The 15,464-nt window shown below is 70.6% G+C and carries 14 protein-coding genes; 4 read left to right on the forward strand and 10 right to left on the reverse strand.

Annotated features, from left to right (window positions below; genetic code table 11):
* Positions 1–56: 56 nt before the first annotated feature.
* Positions 57–1,367 (forward strand): MFS transporter, encoded by a 1,311-nt coding sequence (locus Q0W60_RS01290; protein WP_297691760.1) that lies wholly within the window; start codon positions 57–59, stop codon positions 1,365–1,367.
* On the opposite strand, the gene Q0W60_RS01295 is transcribed toward Q0W60_RS01290, so the two are convergent.
* The 6 genes from Q0W60_RS01295 to cpaB are packed head-to-tail and all read right to left on the reverse strand — an operon-like array spanning position 1,364 to position 8,206.
* Complete coding sequence (locus Q0W60_RS01295) at positions 1,364–2,305, reverse strand: type II secretion system F family protein (protein WP_297691762.1); 942 nt, start codon at positions 2,303–2,305, stop codon at positions 1,364–1,366. The genes Q0W60_RS01290 and Q0W60_RS01295 overlap by 4 nt on opposite strands.
* 4 nt (positions 2,306–2,309) lie before the next feature.
* Positions 2,310–3,269, reverse strand: a complete 960-nt coding sequence (locus Q0W60_RS01300) for a type II secretion system F family protein (protein ID WP_297691764.1) — start codon at positions 3,267–3,269, stop codon at positions 2,310–2,312.
* A 2-nt stretch (positions 3,270–3,271) separates the two neighbouring features.
* Positions 3,272–4,708, reverse strand: coding sequence for a CpaF family protein (locus tag Q0W60_RS01305; RefSeq protein WP_297691766.1), 1,437 nt, complete (start codon positions 4,706–4,708; stop codon positions 3,272–3,274).
* A complete protein-coding gene (locus Q0W60_RS01310; protein WP_297691768.1) occupies positions 4,708–5,904 on the reverse strand; it encodes an AAA family ATPase in 1,197 nt (398 codons plus the stop codon). The genes Q0W60_RS01305 and Q0W60_RS01310 overlap by 1 nt, the downstream gene beginning before the upstream one ends.
* A 5-nt stretch (positions 5,905–5,909) precedes the next feature.
* Complete coding sequence (locus Q0W60_RS01315) at positions 5,910–7,223, reverse strand: type II and III secretion system protein family protein (RefSeq protein ID WP_297691770.1); 1,314 nt, start codon at positions 7,221–7,223, stop codon at positions 5,910–5,912.
* Positions 7,224–7,243: 20 nt separating this feature from the next.
* Positions 7,244–8,206, reverse strand: a complete 963-nt coding sequence (gene cpaB / locus Q0W60_RS01320) for a Flp pilus assembly protein CpaB (protein ID WP_297691772.1) — start codon at positions 8,204–8,206, stop codon at positions 7,244–7,246.
* 216 nt (positions 8,207–8,422) lie between these two features.
* Here cpaB and Q0W60_RS01325 point away from each other — a divergent pair, with 216 nt between their 5' ends.
* From Q0W60_RS01325 to Q0W60_RS01335, 3 genes are all read left to right on the forward strand, one after another.
* Entirely contained in the window at positions 8,423–9,349 is a 927-nt protein-coding gene (locus Q0W60_RS01325; protein WP_297691774.1) for an aldo/keto reductase, read from the forward strand.
* 163 nt (positions 9,350–9,512) lie between these two features.
* Complete coding sequence (locus Q0W60_RS01330; RefSeq protein WP_297691776.1) at positions 9,513–10,730, forward strand: CoA transferase; 1,218 nt, start codon at positions 9,513–9,515, stop codon at positions 10,728–10,730.
* Between the two features lie 83 nt (positions 10,731–10,813).
* Positions 10,814–11,782, forward strand: a complete 969-nt coding sequence (locus Q0W60_RS01335; protein ID WP_297691778.1) for a hypothetical protein — start codon at positions 10,814–10,816, stop codon at positions 11,780–11,782.
* A 1-nt stretch (position 11,783) separates the two neighbouring features.
* On the opposite strand, the gene Q0W60_RS01340 is transcribed toward Q0W60_RS01335, so the two are convergent.
* The 4 genes from Q0W60_RS01340 to Q0W60_RS01355 form a co-directional block, all read right to left on the reverse strand.
* Complete coding sequence (locus tag Q0W60_RS01340) at positions 11,784–12,143, reverse strand: hypothetical protein (protein WP_297691780.1); 360 nt, start codon at positions 12,141–12,143, stop codon at positions 11,784–11,786.
* Positions 12,144–12,211: 68 nt separating this feature from the next.
* Positions 12,212–14,092, reverse strand: a complete 1,881-nt coding sequence (locus Q0W60_RS01345; protein ID WP_297691782.1) for a biotin carboxylase N-terminal domain-containing protein — start codon at positions 14,090–14,092, stop codon at positions 12,212–12,214.
* A gap of 5 nt (positions 14,093–14,097) precedes the next feature.
* A complete protein-coding gene (locus Q0W60_RS01350; protein WP_297691784.1) occupies positions 14,098–15,159 on the reverse strand; it encodes a DUF3667 domain-containing protein in 1,062 nt (353 codons plus the stop codon).
* Between the two features lie 4 nt (positions 15,160–15,163).
* Positions 15,164–15,464, reverse strand: a 301-nt coding sequence (locus tag Q0W60_RS01355) for a carboxyl transferase domain-containing protein (protein WP_297691786.1), incomplete at its 5' end; no start/stop codon positions are given.

A 15,464-nucleotide genomic window follows, 5' to 3' on the forward strand; every position in this document is an offset into this window, starting at 1 on the left:
CGGCGGGCCGGCGCCCTCCCTTTGCGCGGAGCTGAACCGCGGGAGGAGTGGAAGGCATGAGCGAGCCGCAGAGCGCCGGGCGTGTCGAGCCGAGTCAGGCCGGCCAGGTCTTCCTCTACTTCGGACCGCTCACCTTCCTGCTCTATCTGACCGCGCCCACCGCCTACCTGGTCGACTTCTCCACGACCTACATGCTGAAGGACCAGCTGCACGCCACCGCCGAGCAGGTGGCGAACTTCCGGCTGATCACCGCGATCCCCACCTACTTCGCCGCCGTGTTCGGCTTGACCCGCGACCTATGGAGTCCGTTCGGTCGGCGCGACCGCGGCTACCTGTTCATCTTCTCGCCGATCATGGCGGCGATCTTCACCTGGCTGGCGGTGACGAAGCTCAGCTATGGCGGCCTGATGGTCGGCATGCTCCTGCTGATGACGCTCTCGCGCTTCCAGTCGGCGGCCTACCAGGGCCTGATCGCCCTGATCGGCCAGGAGAAGCTGATGTCGGGACGGCTGACCGCGCTCTGGCAGGTGGTGGCGTCGTTCCCGCAGGTGCTGGGCGCGCTGGCGGGCGGCTGGGTGGCCGAGCATCTGCGGCCCAGCGAGACCTTCATCATCCTGGCGGTCATGTCGCTGATGCTGGGCGCCTACGGGCTCCTGAAGCCGGGCGCGGTGTTCCGCGGCGCCTACGAGCAGCCGCTCGCCAAGGGCACCCACTTCTGGGGCGACATCAAGCGGCTGGTGAAACACCGGGCGATCTATCCGGCGGTGCTGATCGCCTTCATGTTCCAGTTCGCGCCCGGCTCGAACACGCCGCTGCAGTTCTACCTGCACGACAAGCTGCATGCCTCCGACGCGGTCTACGGCGAGTACTACGCCGTGTTCGCCGCAGCCTTCATCCCGATGTTCTTCGTCTACGGCTGGCTATGCAAACGGGTCTCCCTGCAGAAGCTTCTCTGGTGGGGCACGATCATCACGGTGCCGCAGATGATGCCGCTTGCGTTCATCCACTCCGCCGAGACGGCGGTCTGGCTGGCGGCGCCGATCGGCATGATGGGCGGCATCGCCGCGGGCGCCTACTTCGACCTCGCCATGCGCTCCTGCCCGGCGGGTCTGCAGGGCACGCTGATGATGCTGGTGGAATCCGGGTTCCAGCTGTCCTACCGCGGGGGCGACGTGCTGGGCGCGAAGCTCTACAGCCTGAGCCCGACCAACGGCTTCCTGTACTGCGCGATCGCCACGACCGTGGTCTACGCCCTGATCCTGCCGGTGCTGCTGCTCATCCCCAAGGGGCTCATCGCCACTGCGGACGGCGAGCGCAATCCGGAGCTGGACGCCGTGGCCGCCGCGGCCGCCGCTGCGTCCGGCTAGTGGTGGGCGAACACCTGCATCAGGCGCGCCGCGGCCGGCAGCATCAGGGCGCCCAGCAGGCAGGGGAAGATGAACAGCACCAGCGGCACGGTGAGCTTGGCCGATAGCGCCAGCGCCTTCTCCTCGGCCTTCAGCATGCGCTTGGCGCGCATGTCGTTGGCGAACACCGAGAGCGTCTCGCCGAGGCTCGTGCCCATCTCCTCGGCCTGGCGCAGCATGGTCGCCAGCGCCCGCGCGTCGTCGATGCCGAGGCGATCGGCGAACGCCGCCCAGGCGTCCTTGCGGGCGCGGCCGGCGCGCAGCTCGAGCACCAGGAATTTCAGGTGGACGGTCAGGTTCGGATACCGTCGGCCGAGCTCCTCGGTGACCCGCGTCACCGCCGCGTCGAGGCTGAGGCCCGCCTCCACCGAGGCGACCAGCAGGTCGAGCAGGTCGGGGAAGCCTTCCAGGTATTCCCGCTCGCGCCCCTGCCGGCGCATCTTCAGAACCTGATCGGGCCCGAAGATCGCCGCCGCAGCGAAGGTGAAGGCGATGAGCAGCCCGCCCGGGCCCTTGCCGGGGCCCAGAACCAGCGGCAGCGTCAGGATCACCGCCAGGGTGGCGACCACCAGGGCCGCGGCCCGCGCGCCGAGATAGATCACGGGCGCTTCGCGGTTGTGGAATCCGGCCTGCATCAGCCGCGAACGGAGCAGCGAGAGCTTCGCCGGGTCGCGCACCGCGCTCTGCTGGCCGAGCCGGCGAACGCCCGCCAGCACCTGGTCGGTCAGCTGCCCGCCCGGCCGCGCCGGCTTCGGCGCAAAGCCGGCCATGGCCGGCTGCAGGCGGGTGCGCCGCGCGGCGCGCAGACGCAGCTCGTTGAAAGCCAGGAAGCCGAGGCCGCCCAGGGCCGCCAGCACCAGCAGCAGGCCCACGCCATAGATGAGGCTGTCGATCGTCATCGTCCTAAAGCCGCATGTTGATCATGTTGCGCATGACCATGTTGCCGACCCCGAGCCACACGCCCAGGCCGATGAGGCCATACTTCACGATCGGTTCGTTGATCACGTCGCCGTAGAAGTGCGGGTTCGAGATCATGATGAAGCCCATCGCCAGGAACGGCGCCGCGGTCAGGATCATCGCCGAGGCGCGGCCCTCCGACGACGCCGCCTTGATCTTCAGGCGCATCTTGTGCCGGTCGCGCACCGTGTTGGCGTTGAGCTTCAGCAGGCCCGTGAGGTTGCCGCCGGCCCGTTCCTGCAGCCGGATGGTGGCGGCGAACAGGTCGACGTCGGGGTGCTGGCAGCGCTCGGACATCCGTCCGATCGCCTGCTCCAGCGTCGCGCCATAGGCGATCTCGTCGGACGCCATGCCGAACTCCGAGCCGATCGGATCGGGCATCTCGCGGCCGACCAGCGACACCGCGGTCGGCACCGGGTGGCCGGCCTCCAGCGAGCGGACGATGATCTCCAGCGCCTGCGGCAGCTGGAAGCCGAGCGCCTGGGCGCGGCGGTTGGCCATGAACTTGAGATAGCCGTACGGAACCCCGGCGCCGAAGAGCAGCGTCCCGGCGAGCACGCCCACGACGCTGTGGCCGAGCAGGAATCCGGCGACCGCGCCGATCACCGCGGCCACGCCGACGTAGGTCAGCCATTTGTTCTGGTCATACGGCAGGCCCGACGCCACGATCAGGTTCGACAGCCACTGCAGTCGCCCGGCGCGCTCGCCGGCGGCGGTCAGGCCCCGCTGCTTGCGAAGCTCGAGCACCAGCGCCGAGATGCCGTCGACCTTGTCGGCGACCTTCAGGCGCCGGTTCAGTTTGCGCCGCTCCGTCGCCGAAGAGAGCAGCCCCACCGCTGCCTGCGCCGCCGAGAAGACCGCGGCGAAGATCAGTATCAGGACGATCCACTTGCCATCGAACTGCATGGTCAGAGCGCCCGCGAAGGATCGAAGTTCGCCGGATCGAAGGCGATGCCGCGGCGGATCATCTCGTCCAGGCAGCGGGGCCGAAGCCCGGTGGCCCGGAACTCGCCGTGCACCGTGCCGTCGGCCTCGGTGTGGGTGCGGTTGAAGGTGAAGATGTCCTGCATCTGCACCACCTGGCCTTCCATGCCGGTGATCTCGGTGATGTAGGTCACCTTCCGCTTGCCGTCGGCCAGGCGCGAGGCCTGCACGATCAGGCCCACGGCCGAGGCGATCTGGGCGCGCATCGACTCGGCGGTGATGTTCATCCCCGACATGGCGACCATCTGCTCCAGACGGGCGATGGCGTCGCGCGGCGTGTTGGCGTGGATCGTGGCCATCGAGCCTTCGTGGCCGGTGTTCATGGCCGACAGCATGTCGAAGGCCTCCTCGCCGCGCACCTCGCCCAGGATCACCCGGTCCGGTCGCATCCGCAGGGCGTTCTTGACCAGCTCCCGCTGGCGGATCTCGCCCTTGCCTTCGATGTTCGGCGGCCGCGTCTCCATGCGCACGACGTGCGGCTGCTGCAGCTGCAGCTCGGCGGCGTCCTCGATGGTGATCAGCCGCTCGCCGTGGCTGATCGCGGCGGAAAGCGCGTTGAGCAGGGTGGTCTTGCCCGAGCCCGTACCGCCGGAGATGACGGTGGAGACCCGCGCCTTCACCGCGCCGTGCAGGAAGTCGGCCACGCACTGCGGCATGGCTTTGAACTCGATCAGCTTCTCCAGCGTCAGCGGCTTGGTGGAGAACTTCCGGATCGAGACCGCCGCGCCGTCGATGGCGATGGGCGCGATGGCGGCGTTGACGCGGCTGCCGTCGGGCAGGCGGGCGTCCACCATCGGCTGGCTCTCGTCGATGCGGCGGCCGACGCCGGCGACGATGCGGTTGACGATCCTGAGCAGGTGGTCGTTGTCGCGGAAGTGCACAGGGGTGAGCTCGAGCTCGCCCCTCCGCTCCACGTAGATCTGGTGCGGCCCGTTGATCAGGATGTCGTTGATCGACTCGTCCTTCAGCAAGGGCTCGATCGGTCCCAGGCCCACCATCTCGTCGTAGATCGACGCGCCCAGCTGCTCGACTTCGGCGGCGTTGAGCGCCACGCGCTCGCCGCGGACGAAGTCGGAGACCAGGTTCATCACCTGCCGGCGGAGCTCATGCTCCTCCAGCTTCTCGAGCTTGGACAGGTCGAGCTCGTCGATCAGTCGCTGGTGCAGCTTGAGGCGCAGATCGATCTGCTGCGGCTTGCCCCCCGCGGGCGCCGGCGGCGCCGGACGGGCGGGCGCCTCGACCTCGACCTTGGCCTTCGGCTTGGGAGCCGGCTTGGGCGGCGCCGGCGCCGGCGCCGGCGTCGCCGGTGCGGCCGCAGGCCCGGGGGTCGGCGTCGGACGTGAAAGACTGAAGCGGCCCATCAGGCGGCCCTCGCAGCATCGCGCCGAGCGGGCTCGGCGACCAGTTTCTCGACCAGGACCTGAACGTCCTTGACGATCTTCGACTTCGGTCGGTGCTGGGCGACCGGGCCGCCCAGGTTGGCGGAGGCCGCCGCGGCCTCCCAGTCGGAGCTGACGCCGGCCACGGCCTTGCGCTGCAACGCGCGCTCGGCTTCGGTCATCGAGGGCGCCGGTCCGAACACCCGGCTCGCCAGCCGGTTCAGCACGATCCTCGGCTGCGCCGCCCCGCTCAGCGCATGCTCCACCTCGTCGGAGAGCGAGCGCGCCGCGAGCAGCGCCGGGACGGTGAGCTCGGAGATCACCAGGATTTCGTCGCAGCCGGAGAGCGCCTCCAGCGACCAGGCGCGCCGGTGGCGCGGCATGTCCAGGATCACCCAGTCATAGGTCTCGCAGGCCACTTCCAGGAGCCGCAATACGGCGTCGTGGGTGGCAAGGTCGAAGCCGGTCGGATCGCGCGGCGCGGCCAGAAGGTCGAAGCTGGGCGAGACCGCGGCGGACAGCGCCTGCAGCACCGCCGTGTCGATCCGTTCCGGCGCGGCGGCGAAGTCCGACAACCGCAGCGCGCCGTTCACGCCGAGATAGGCCGCAGCCGCGCCATCGGCGAGGTTCAGGTCGATCAGGCAGACCCGGGCCTTGTCGCGGGTGGAGAGCGCATGCGCCATCTCGATCGCCAGCGTGGTCGCCCCGGCCCCGCCCACGGCCCCCATGACCGCCCAGCAGCGCGAGCCGCTGGCGGGGCCGGCCGGAGCCGGCGCTGCGGCCATGCCGGCGAGCAGGGCCTGGATGGCGGAGGTGAGCTGGTCGGGCGCGAAGGGCGCCTCGAGGATGTCGGCGTGCTCGAGCCGCAGCAGGTCGCGCACCAGGCTCGCGGGCAGGCTGCCGCCGACCATCAGCACCGGCGGCGGCGCCTTGGCCGCGACCAGCGCCTTCACCGAGGCGGTGAGCGCCGCGGCGTCCCAGGCGTCGGCGTCGATCAGCACCAGGTCGCAGGTCGCGAGCGAGACGCCCTCGAGGGCGTCCACGCTGACGGAGCTGACCTCGGCGCCCGCGAGCGGGCCGCCCTCGGCCAGAGCCGCCACCGCCGCCCCGAGCGCCAGGATGCGCCTACCGGTCAGGCCGGGGATGCCGGCCTGAGGCTTGGATTTCGACAGGGCCATCGGCCTCACTTCATCTCTTTGGGGGCGATGAGCGGCTTATCCAGCGACTTGCCGTGCAGCATCAGCTGCGCGGGGGTCGGCGTCTCGCCCGAGAGCGCCGCCTGGCGGCCGGCCTCGAAGTCGGCCGGCGTCGCCAAGTGCGGAGTCACCACGATCACCAGCTCTGTCTCGTCGCGCTGCCAGCGCGTGGAGCGGAACAGGGCGCTGAGGATCGGGATGTCGCCCAGGCCGGGGACCTGGCTCACGCCGTTGGAGTAGTTGTGCTGGAACAGGCCGCCGATCGCCAGCGAGTCGCCGTTCTTCAGCTCGACCGTGGTGTGGGCGCGCCGGGTGGTCAGCGCCGGGACGTTGATGCCGGAGAGCTTCAGCGAATTGGCCTGGTCGATCTGGCTGACCTCAGGCTCCACCTGCAGCCGGATCAGGCCGTTCTCCTCGACGACCGGCAGGAAGGTGAGCTTCACGCCGTACTGGCGGAAGTCGATGGTGACGTTGTTCAGGCCCTGCGGCACCGGATAGGGGAATTCGCCGCCGGCCAGGAAGCTCGCCTTCTCGCCCGACATGGCGACCAGGTTCGGCTTGGCGAGCGTGCGGATGAGACCCTTCGATTCCAGCGCATCGAGCCGCAGGTCGATGTTGGTGTTGCCGGAGCCGCCGGTCAGCTGCAGCGTGGTGTTGGCCGGATTGCTGCCCACCAGGCCCAGGCCGTAGGCGAACGTGAAGGAGTTGTTCTTGATCAGCGCGGAGAGCCCGATGTCGTGGATCAGCGAGCGGTTCGCCTCCAGCACCCGGACCTCGAGCACCACCTGCGTGCCGCGGGCGGTGAGCTGGGAGTTGACCGCCTGCGGCGCATAGCGCTCGGCGAGCGCCTTGACCTGGTCGACCACGCCGATGTTGGAGACCTCGCCCTGCAGCATCAGCTCGCCGCCGAGATTGCGGACGTGGATCTGCTCGCGCGGGAAGGCCGCCGCCAGCTCGTCTTCCAGCTCCACTGGGTCGTAGCCGACGCGGATGTCGATCACCTCGCTGAGGCGGCCGCCCGCGCCGTAGACCAGAAGGTTGGTCGCGCCGAGCGCCCGGCCGCGGACGTAGAAGCTCCGGTCGCCGGTGGCGATCACCTGGGCGATGTCGGCCTGCGCCACCACGATCTTGGTGGCCGGCTGGTCGAGCCGGAAGGCGAGCGTCTTGTCCTTGGGGACGTAGATGACCCGGTTGACCGCAGGCTCGGAGGCCAGCATGTCCGTGGCGTGGGCGGCGGGCGCGAAGCTCGCGGCGGTCGAGGCCAGCGCGCAGGCGAGCGCGCCGATGAGGGGACGCTTCATGAGGGACACTCTCAATGGGGTCACGCGCTGGGCGCGAAGCTGGACTTGTCGTCCTTGGGTGAATCCGCCGACTTGGTCGTGACGGTCATGTTGAGCGGCGGCAGCTGGGCCGGAGCTCGCGGCGCAGGCGCGGCGCCTCGGCCGCCGTATTCGACGATCGAGATGACGCCGCCGAACGAGCGCGCGGAGCCGGCGCGACGCCGCACGACGTGGCGGGCCCCAGGGGCCGCGACCGCGCCGCCGCCGCCGCCGCTCAGGAAGTCGCGGGTCAGCAGGGTCTTGGTCGGTTCGACCTCGGCTTCGCCGGTGCGGCGCAGGGCCAGCGACAGCGTGCCGAGCGTCGAGGCGATGGCGAGCTTCTGGCTGTCCTCCACGGACACCTCGAGCGTCGCGTTCTTCGGCTCGGCCGGCTTGTTTGAGGTGAGGTCGGCGTTGAGGTCGATGCCCAGCAGGCGGACATCCTGCAGCACCACGTCAGAGACATAGGTGCGCGCGCTGCCCTGCGGGGTCAGGTCGCGCATCAGCACGACGTCCACCCGGTCGCCCGGAAGGGCGTGGCCGCCGACGCCGGCGACGTCGTTCACGCGAATGGTGTAGGCCCGCATCCCGTCGGCGATCTCGGCGGCCACCGAAGGCCGCGCGCCGGGGCCGGAGAGCTTGCTCGGCAGCACCGCCTCGTGCGCGGCGATGGGGGTCAGCGCGACCGGCGCGCCGCCGTGGTCCTGGCTGAGCACCTGTTGCACGCTGGCGAAGGCGCCCTGCGGGGCGATGCTCTGCGGCACGCGGGCCACGACCAGCATGCGCGGGTCGAGCTTGTCGCCGAACTTGATGTCGGTGGCGGCGACCACGATCGGGACGCCCGCGCCTTGCGCTGCGGCCTGCTTGGCCGCGGCCGCGCTGGGCAGCACGGTCTTGGCGACGAAGAGCGCCGCGAGTCCGAGAACGGCCGAAGCCCCAAGGCTGACGATCGTGACGACGCGCATGTCCCACCACTCATGGAAACCATTATTTCGCTCATAGGGTTAGCGGCCGCCGCCTTGCGATATCGCCAACAAGTTAGGTGAATCGGTCTCAACCAATTGGAGCCCTCGCGGCCGGCGCCCCTGGCGCGTGCGCGGGAAAAGGCTAGGCTCCGGCCGCCGTCGCCCTCGACCGATGGGCGCTGGATTTCATTTGAGCCATTCAGGGAGGATGCCGCCATGCAACTTCGGCGTCTTGGCAATTCCGGCCTCAAGGTCAGCGCCGTCGGCCTCGGCTGCAACAACTTCGGCATGCGCATCGACGAGAAGCAGACTCAGGTCGTGGTCGATGCGGCGATCGAGGCGGGGATCAGCTTCTTCGACACCGCCGACGTCTACGGTGGGACCAAGTCGGAGGAGTTCCTCGGCAAGGCGATCGGCAAGCGCCGCAAGGACGTGGTGGTCGCCACCAAGTTCGCCATGGGCCAGGGTGAGCGGCAGGGCGGCTCGCGGCGCTGGATCATGCAGGCCTGCGAGGCCAGCCTGAAGCGGCTCGGCACCGATTACATCGACCTCTACCAGATGCACCGCTACGATCCCGAGACGCCGCTCGAGGAGACCCTTCGGGCGCTGGACGACCTGGTGAGCCAGGGCAAGGTCCGCTACGTCGGCAACTCCAACTACATGGGCTTCCAGGTCGCCGACGCCGCCTGGACCGCGCGCACCGGCGGCTACGTCCCCTTCGTCTCCGCCCAGAACCAGTATTCGCTCCTCGAACGCCGGGTCGAGCACGAGGTGCTGCCCGCCTGCGAGGCGTTCGGGCTGGGCTTCCTGCCGTTCTTCCCGCTGGCCTCGGGCCTGCTCACCGGCAAGTACAAGCGCGGCGAGCCGCCGCCGGAGGGCACCCGCCTGGCGGCCTGGGGCGCGCGCGGCGCCCAGACGCTGAACGACAGGAATTTCGAGAAGGTCGAGAAGCTCGAGGGCTGGGCCCGCGACCGCAACCGCTCGATCCTGGAGCTGGCCTTCGCCTGGCTGCTCGGCCACCCCGTGGTCTCCTCGGTGATCGCCGGCGCGACCTCGCCCGAGCAGATCCGGTCCAACGCCGCCACCGCCGAGTGGGCGCTCACGCCTGACGAGGTCGAGGAGGTCGGCAAGCTGATCGCCTAGCAAGGTCGTCTCTCATCCGGCGCGACGAGCCGCACCTGGACCAAGGAGGAGCCGCGCCGGCTGCGCCGCTCGCCGGGGACTCTTGGTGGTCTTGGTGGTCTTTGTGGTTGAATTGCTGAGTCAGCTTCGGTCCCGGCGTCGCGGGGGATAAGCGGGAGGGGGCATGTACGACCTTCTGAAGGGCCTTCGGGTGGTGGAGGGCTCGGCGTTCGTGGCCGGGCCCACCTGCGGCCTGCATCTCGCCCAGATGGGGGCCGAGGTGATCCGCTTCGACAACATCGGCGGCGGGCCCGACTTCCGCCGCTGGCCGCTCGCCGAGAACGGCGCGAGCCTCTACTGGGAGGGGCTGAACAAGGCGAAGAAGTCGGTGGCCCTCGACCTCACCCGCCCGGAGGGGCGCGAGATCGCGCAGGCGCTGGCGACGGCGCCGGGGGACCGCGCGGGCCTGTTCGTCACCAATTTCCCGGTGGACGGCTTCCTCTCCTACGAGACCCTGAGCAGGCGCCGGCGCGATCTGATCTGCGTGCGGGTCATGGGCTGGGCGAACGGCGCCCAGGGGATGGACTACACGATCAACGCCGCGCTCGGCCTGCCGCTGATGACCGGCCCGGCCGACGATCCGCGGCCGGTCAACCACGTGCTGGCGGCCTGGGATCTGCTCACCGGCGCCTACTGCGCCTTCAGCCTGACCGCGGCGCTGATCGCCCGCGAGCGCGACGGCGAGGGCCGCGAGATCCGCGCGCCGCTCTCCGATATCGCCGGGGCCACCATGGCCAACCTCGGCATGACCGCCGAGACCGCGCTCGCCGGCCGCCAGCGGCCAAGGATGGGCAACGACGTCTTCGGCGCGTTCGGCCGCGACTTCGCCACCAAGGACGGCAAGACGCTGATGGTCCTGGCGATCACGCCGCGCCAATGGTCGAAGGCGCTTGAGGTGCTGGGGCTGGCGGCCGAGGTCGCCGCCCTGGAAGCCGAGCTCGGCGTTTCCTTCGCCGTCGACGAGGGGCTGCGCTTCACCCATCGCGCGCGGCTCTATCCGCTATTCGAGCGCGCCTTCGCCGGCCGCACCGCCGCGGAGCTCGCCGCCGCCCTGGAGGCCGGCGGCGTCACCTGGGGCGCCTACCAGCCGCTGGAGGCGGCGCTGGAGGACAGGCGGCTCTACAAGGACAATCCGCTGTTCCAGCCGGTCCGCCACCCGAGCGGGCTCACCTATCCCGCGGCGGGCGCCATGGGCACCATCCCGCAGGCGCAGCGCGGCCCGGTCGCGGCCGCCCCGCGGCTCGGCCAGCACACCGACGAGGTGCTGGCGGAGGTGCTGGGCCTCAGCGTCTCGGAGATCGCCCGCCTGCACGACCAGGGCGTCGTGGCGGGGGCCGACTGACAGCCGCAGAGGCGCAGACGCTGTGCGGCGTTTTCCCTTGCGGCGCGCCGAGGCATCGCGGATTCTCCGGGTAGGGGGATGACATGCGTAAAATCGCGCTGCTGATCGGGCTTGTCGCGCTGGTGTCCGCCACCGCCGCATCGGCCGGCGGCTACCGCGCGCCGCGCAATGCGTGGGGGCAGCCGGACCTCGGCGGGACGTGGAACTCGGATTTCGGCCTGCCGCTCGAGGCCACGCCCGGCGTCCCGCTGGTGCTGAGCCAAGCCGAGGCCAGAGCCTTCGCCCGCCGGCTCTCCGACGACGTGAAGACCTACGCCTCGCTGAAGATCGACGGCGAAGTCCAGGACCTGGCCGACCACAACGCGCAGGGCGGCGTCGCCGTCGTGCAGGGCGAGCGGCGCTCGCGGCAGGTGGTGCAGCCGGCCGACGGCGTGATCCCGATGACCGCGCGGGCTCGCGCTCAGGTGCGCTTCGTCGATAACGTGCTCCGCAACAGCACCGAGCCGCCGCTGCCGGCCGACGGGCCCGAGCAGCGGCCGGACTGGGAGCGCTGCATCGTCGGCCAGGGCCAGCCGCCGATCGCCATCACCAACGGCATCAACCCGCGCCTGATTGTGCAGACCAGGGACGCGGTCGTGATCCTGACCGAGTACGGCCCCGACCTGCGGATCATCCCGCTCGCCGACAAGCATGGGCCCGCCGTGCTCGCCGGCCCCCTGGGCGACTCCATCGCCCGCTGGGAGGGCGAGACCCTGGTCATCGAGACGGTGGGCTTGCCGGCCAAGGACGCCATCCGGCCGCTGCCGACCCTGCTGGTCCCCGCGACCGCCACCGTCGTGGAGCGCTACACGCGGGTCTCCGCGAGCGAGCTGCTCTACCAGTACACGGTGAAGGACCCCAGCGTTTACACCGGCCCCTGGCTCGCCGAGTACTCGCTCTACCGGACCGACAAACCGCTCTACGAGTTCGCCTGCCACGAGGGCAACTACGCCCTGCCCGACATCCTGGCGGGCGCCCGCGCCCAGGAGCGGGCGTCCGCCGCCGGCAAGTAGCTCAGCGGGTGTGGCAGACCCGATGGTGGTGGCGCACGTGGCAGACGCGGACCAGGTGATGACGGTGGTGGCGGCGGCTCACGACGTGGTGGCGAGAGTGGCGGCGGCCGGCGTGGTGATGGCGTCTCCGCACGGCGTGGTGGCGGGTGACCGGCGAGGCCTCCTCGTAGCTGCGAGGCGGGCGGCTGGACTCCACCGGCCGCTCCCAGGGCGCCGGCTGGTAGCGCCCGGGCGGGGCCGGGGCCGGGGCGGCGCCCGGCGGCGGCGGAGCGGGCGGCAGCGTGGCGGTGGTCGTCTGCGCGGCGGCGGCGGCGGCGAGCGTGGAGATGGCGCAGGCCATGGCGGCGAGGGTGAGCTTCACGGGGTTCTCTCTCCTGGTGTGACGGGGCGAGGTTAGCGTGTTGGGCGGGCGCGCGGGAGCTTCGGCGGCTATTCGGGCTCGAGCGCGATGAGCACGGCGCCCTCGACCACCTGATCGCCGGCCTTTGCGACGATGTCCGCCACCTTGCCGTCGAACGGCGCCGCGAGCGCGTATTCCATCTTCATGGCCTCCAGCGTCGCGAGCGTCTGGCCCTTCGCGACGCGCTGGCCGGCCTTCACGTTCACCGCGGTGAGCTTGCCAGGCATCGGCGCGCGGACCTGCCCGTCGCCGCCTCCGCCTTCGGCGCCCTCGGCGTTCGGCGGGTGGTCGGCGAAGACCATGGCCTCGCCGGATTCGAAGACGACGATCACGCGCTCCTCGGTGATCAGCACCGAGCGGTCGGGCGCGCCGTGGCTCGGCTCCGCCAGCACGGGCCGGCCCTCCCGGAACAGCCGCACGGCCCGTTGCGGGGCGGCGTTCAGCCGGAAGCCCGCCAACGCCTGCCATGGCGAGCTCTGCGTCGCCTCGCCCGCCGCCACCATCGCCGCCTCGCAGGCCGCGGAGAGCGCCGCCGCCGACGGCTCTGCGGGGCGCGTGAGCGTCCGCAGGTTGCGCTCGATGAAGCCGGTATCCATGTCGCCGGCGATGAAGTCGGGCGCCTCGAGGCAGCGGGCGAGGAAGCCGGCGTTGGTCTTCACCGGCCAGACCTCCACCGCATCGCAGGCCTCGGCCAGCTCGGCCAGCGCCGCCTCGCGGCTGCCGGCATGGGCGATCAGCTTGGCGATCATCGGGTCGTAGAAGGGGGTGATCTCGCCACCCTGCTCGACGCCAGCGTCGCAGCGCACGGCGTCGGGCAGGCGGAAGTGGTCGAGCCGTCCGGTCGAGGGCAGGAACCGGCCGCCGGCCACGGACTCGGCATAGAGCCTGGCCTCCACCGCATGTCCGCAGAGCGCGATCTCATCCTGGGCGCGCGGCAGCGGCTCGCCGGCCGCCACGCGCAGCTGCCATTCCACCAGATCGAGGCCGGTGACCATCTCGGTGACCGGATGCTCCACCTGCAGGCGGGTGTTCATCTCCATGAACCAGATGCGGTCGGGCCTCAGGCCCTCCGAGGCGTCGGCGATGAACTCCACGGTGCCCGCGCCGACGTACCCCACGGCCTTCGCGGCCTTCACCGCCGCCCCGGTGACCGCGGCGCGCGTCGCCGCGTCCATCCCCGGCGCGGGCGCCTCCTCGATCACCTTCTGGTGGCGCCGCTGCAGCGAGCAGTCGCGCTCGAACAGGTGGACCACATTGCCGTGCGCGTCGCCGAACACCTGCACCTCGATGTGCCGCGGGCGCGTGACATAGGTCTCCAGCAGCACCCGGTCGTCGCCGAACGCGGCCTTCGCCTCGCGCCGGGCGCTCTCCAGGGCCTGGGCGAAATCGGCGGCCGCATCGACCCGGCGCATGCCCTTGCCGCCGCCGCCGGCCACCGCCTTGATCAGCACCGGATAGCCGATCCGCTGGGCTTCGCTGGCGAGGGTCTTCGCCGATTGGTCCTCGCCGAGGTAGCCCGGGGTCACCGGCACGCCCGCCTCGAGCATCAGCGCCTTCGCCGCGTCCTTCAGCCCCATGGCGCGGATCGCCGCGGGCGGCGGCCCGACCCAGGTCAGGCCGGCGGCGATCACCGCCTCGGCGAACGCCGCGTTCTCGGAGAGAAACCCATAGCCGGGGTGGATGGCGTCGGCGTCGGCTTCCTTCGCCGCAGCGAGGATCGCCTTGCCATCGAGGTAACTCTCGCGCGCTGCGGGGGGGCCGATGCGGACCGCGGCGTCGGCCTGGCGCACGTGCAGGGCGTCCGCATCGGCGTCGGAATAGACGGCGACCGTCCCGAGCCCCAGCCGTCGCGCGGTGGCGAAGACCCGGACGGCGATCTCGCCGCGGTTGGCGACCAGGAGACGCTTCATCGGGATCACATCTGCGCCAGGGCGAGGGCCATCACCCCCAGCAACATCACGCTGAAGATGAAGACGCTGGTGGTCCACAGAAAGCCGGTCTTGAGGACAGCGCCCGCGACGCTGGAGCCGTAGGCGCCCCTGAGCGTCTGGAAGAGATTGATGGGCGTCCAGATGGAGGCGATCAGGATCGCCCAGCCGCGGATCGGATCCGGCAGCGCCCAGGCGAGCGCCGAGATCAGGAACACGAACGACAGCACCTGCATCGCCACGATCAGGTGGTCGTAGGCGAAGAACTTCTTGCGCTTGCCGATGTAGACCAGCGCCAGCAGGCCCGCGAGGATCGGCAGCAGCAGGAACGCCAGCCGGTGCGCCCAGGTGAACAGCACCATGGTGTAGTAGTCCTTGTTGGTGAGCGCCCGCTGGAGCCGGGCCTTCAGCCAGCCCTTCATCGCCGCGCTCCGCTTGGCGTCCTGCCCCTTGTCGCGGGTGTCGACGTCGAAGGCGGCGTCGACCTTCTGCTGATCGCTGAGATCCACCGGCTTGCCGTCGACCGTGACCACCACCGGCTTGTTCGGATCGGTCGCGGAGACGTGCATCGAGCGCGCCTGCTCCGGCGTCAGCACGACGACGTTCAGGGCCCCGCCCTTGCCGTTCTTCAGGCTGACCGTCTGGCCATGCGCTTCGGCTTGCTTGACCCCGCCGTGGAACAGCCCCTCCAGCACGAACATGAAGACCAGCAGCGTGACCAGGAACAGGCGGAACGGCGGCACGTGCCGCTGCCGGCGGCCTTCGAAGTGGTCCTTGGCGAGCTTGCCGGGCCGGAAGAACAGGGCGGGGATGGTCTGGGCCAGGCGCCCGTCGACGTGCGCCAGGCCCTCGATCCCCTCGACCAGGAGACGCCACAGCGATCGGTGCTGATCGTCGGCCGATTGGCCGCAGGCGAAGCAGTAGGGACCCTGGAGCGCCGTGCCGCAGTTGGCGCAGGGCCTCCCCGGCGGCGGCGTGTGCTTGGCCTTGCGCTTGAGCAAGCTTCCCAGGGCGGCCACGCCCACGATTTCAAGTTCGCGCGCGACCACCGGCTCACATCCGAAAGACGCCGAAGCGGGTGTCGGGGATCGGCGCGTTCAGCGCCGCGGAAATGGAGAGGCCGAGCACGTCTCTCGTCTGCACAGGATCGATGACGCCGTCGTCCCACAGGCGCGCGGTGGCGTAGTAGGGATTGCCCTCGTTCTCGTAGCGCTCGCGGATCGGGGCCTTGAAGGCCTCCGCCTCAGCCGGGCTCCAGCTGTCCGCGTCCCGGTGCACGGTCGCCAGCACGCTCGCGGCCTGCTCGCCGCCCATCACCGAGATGCGGCTGTTCGGCCAGGTCCACAGGAACCGC

The organism is Phenylobacterium sp., assembly GCF_025934275.1.
GTDB lineage: Bacteria > Pseudomonadota > Alphaproteobacteria > Caulobacterales > Caulobacteraceae > Phenylobacterium.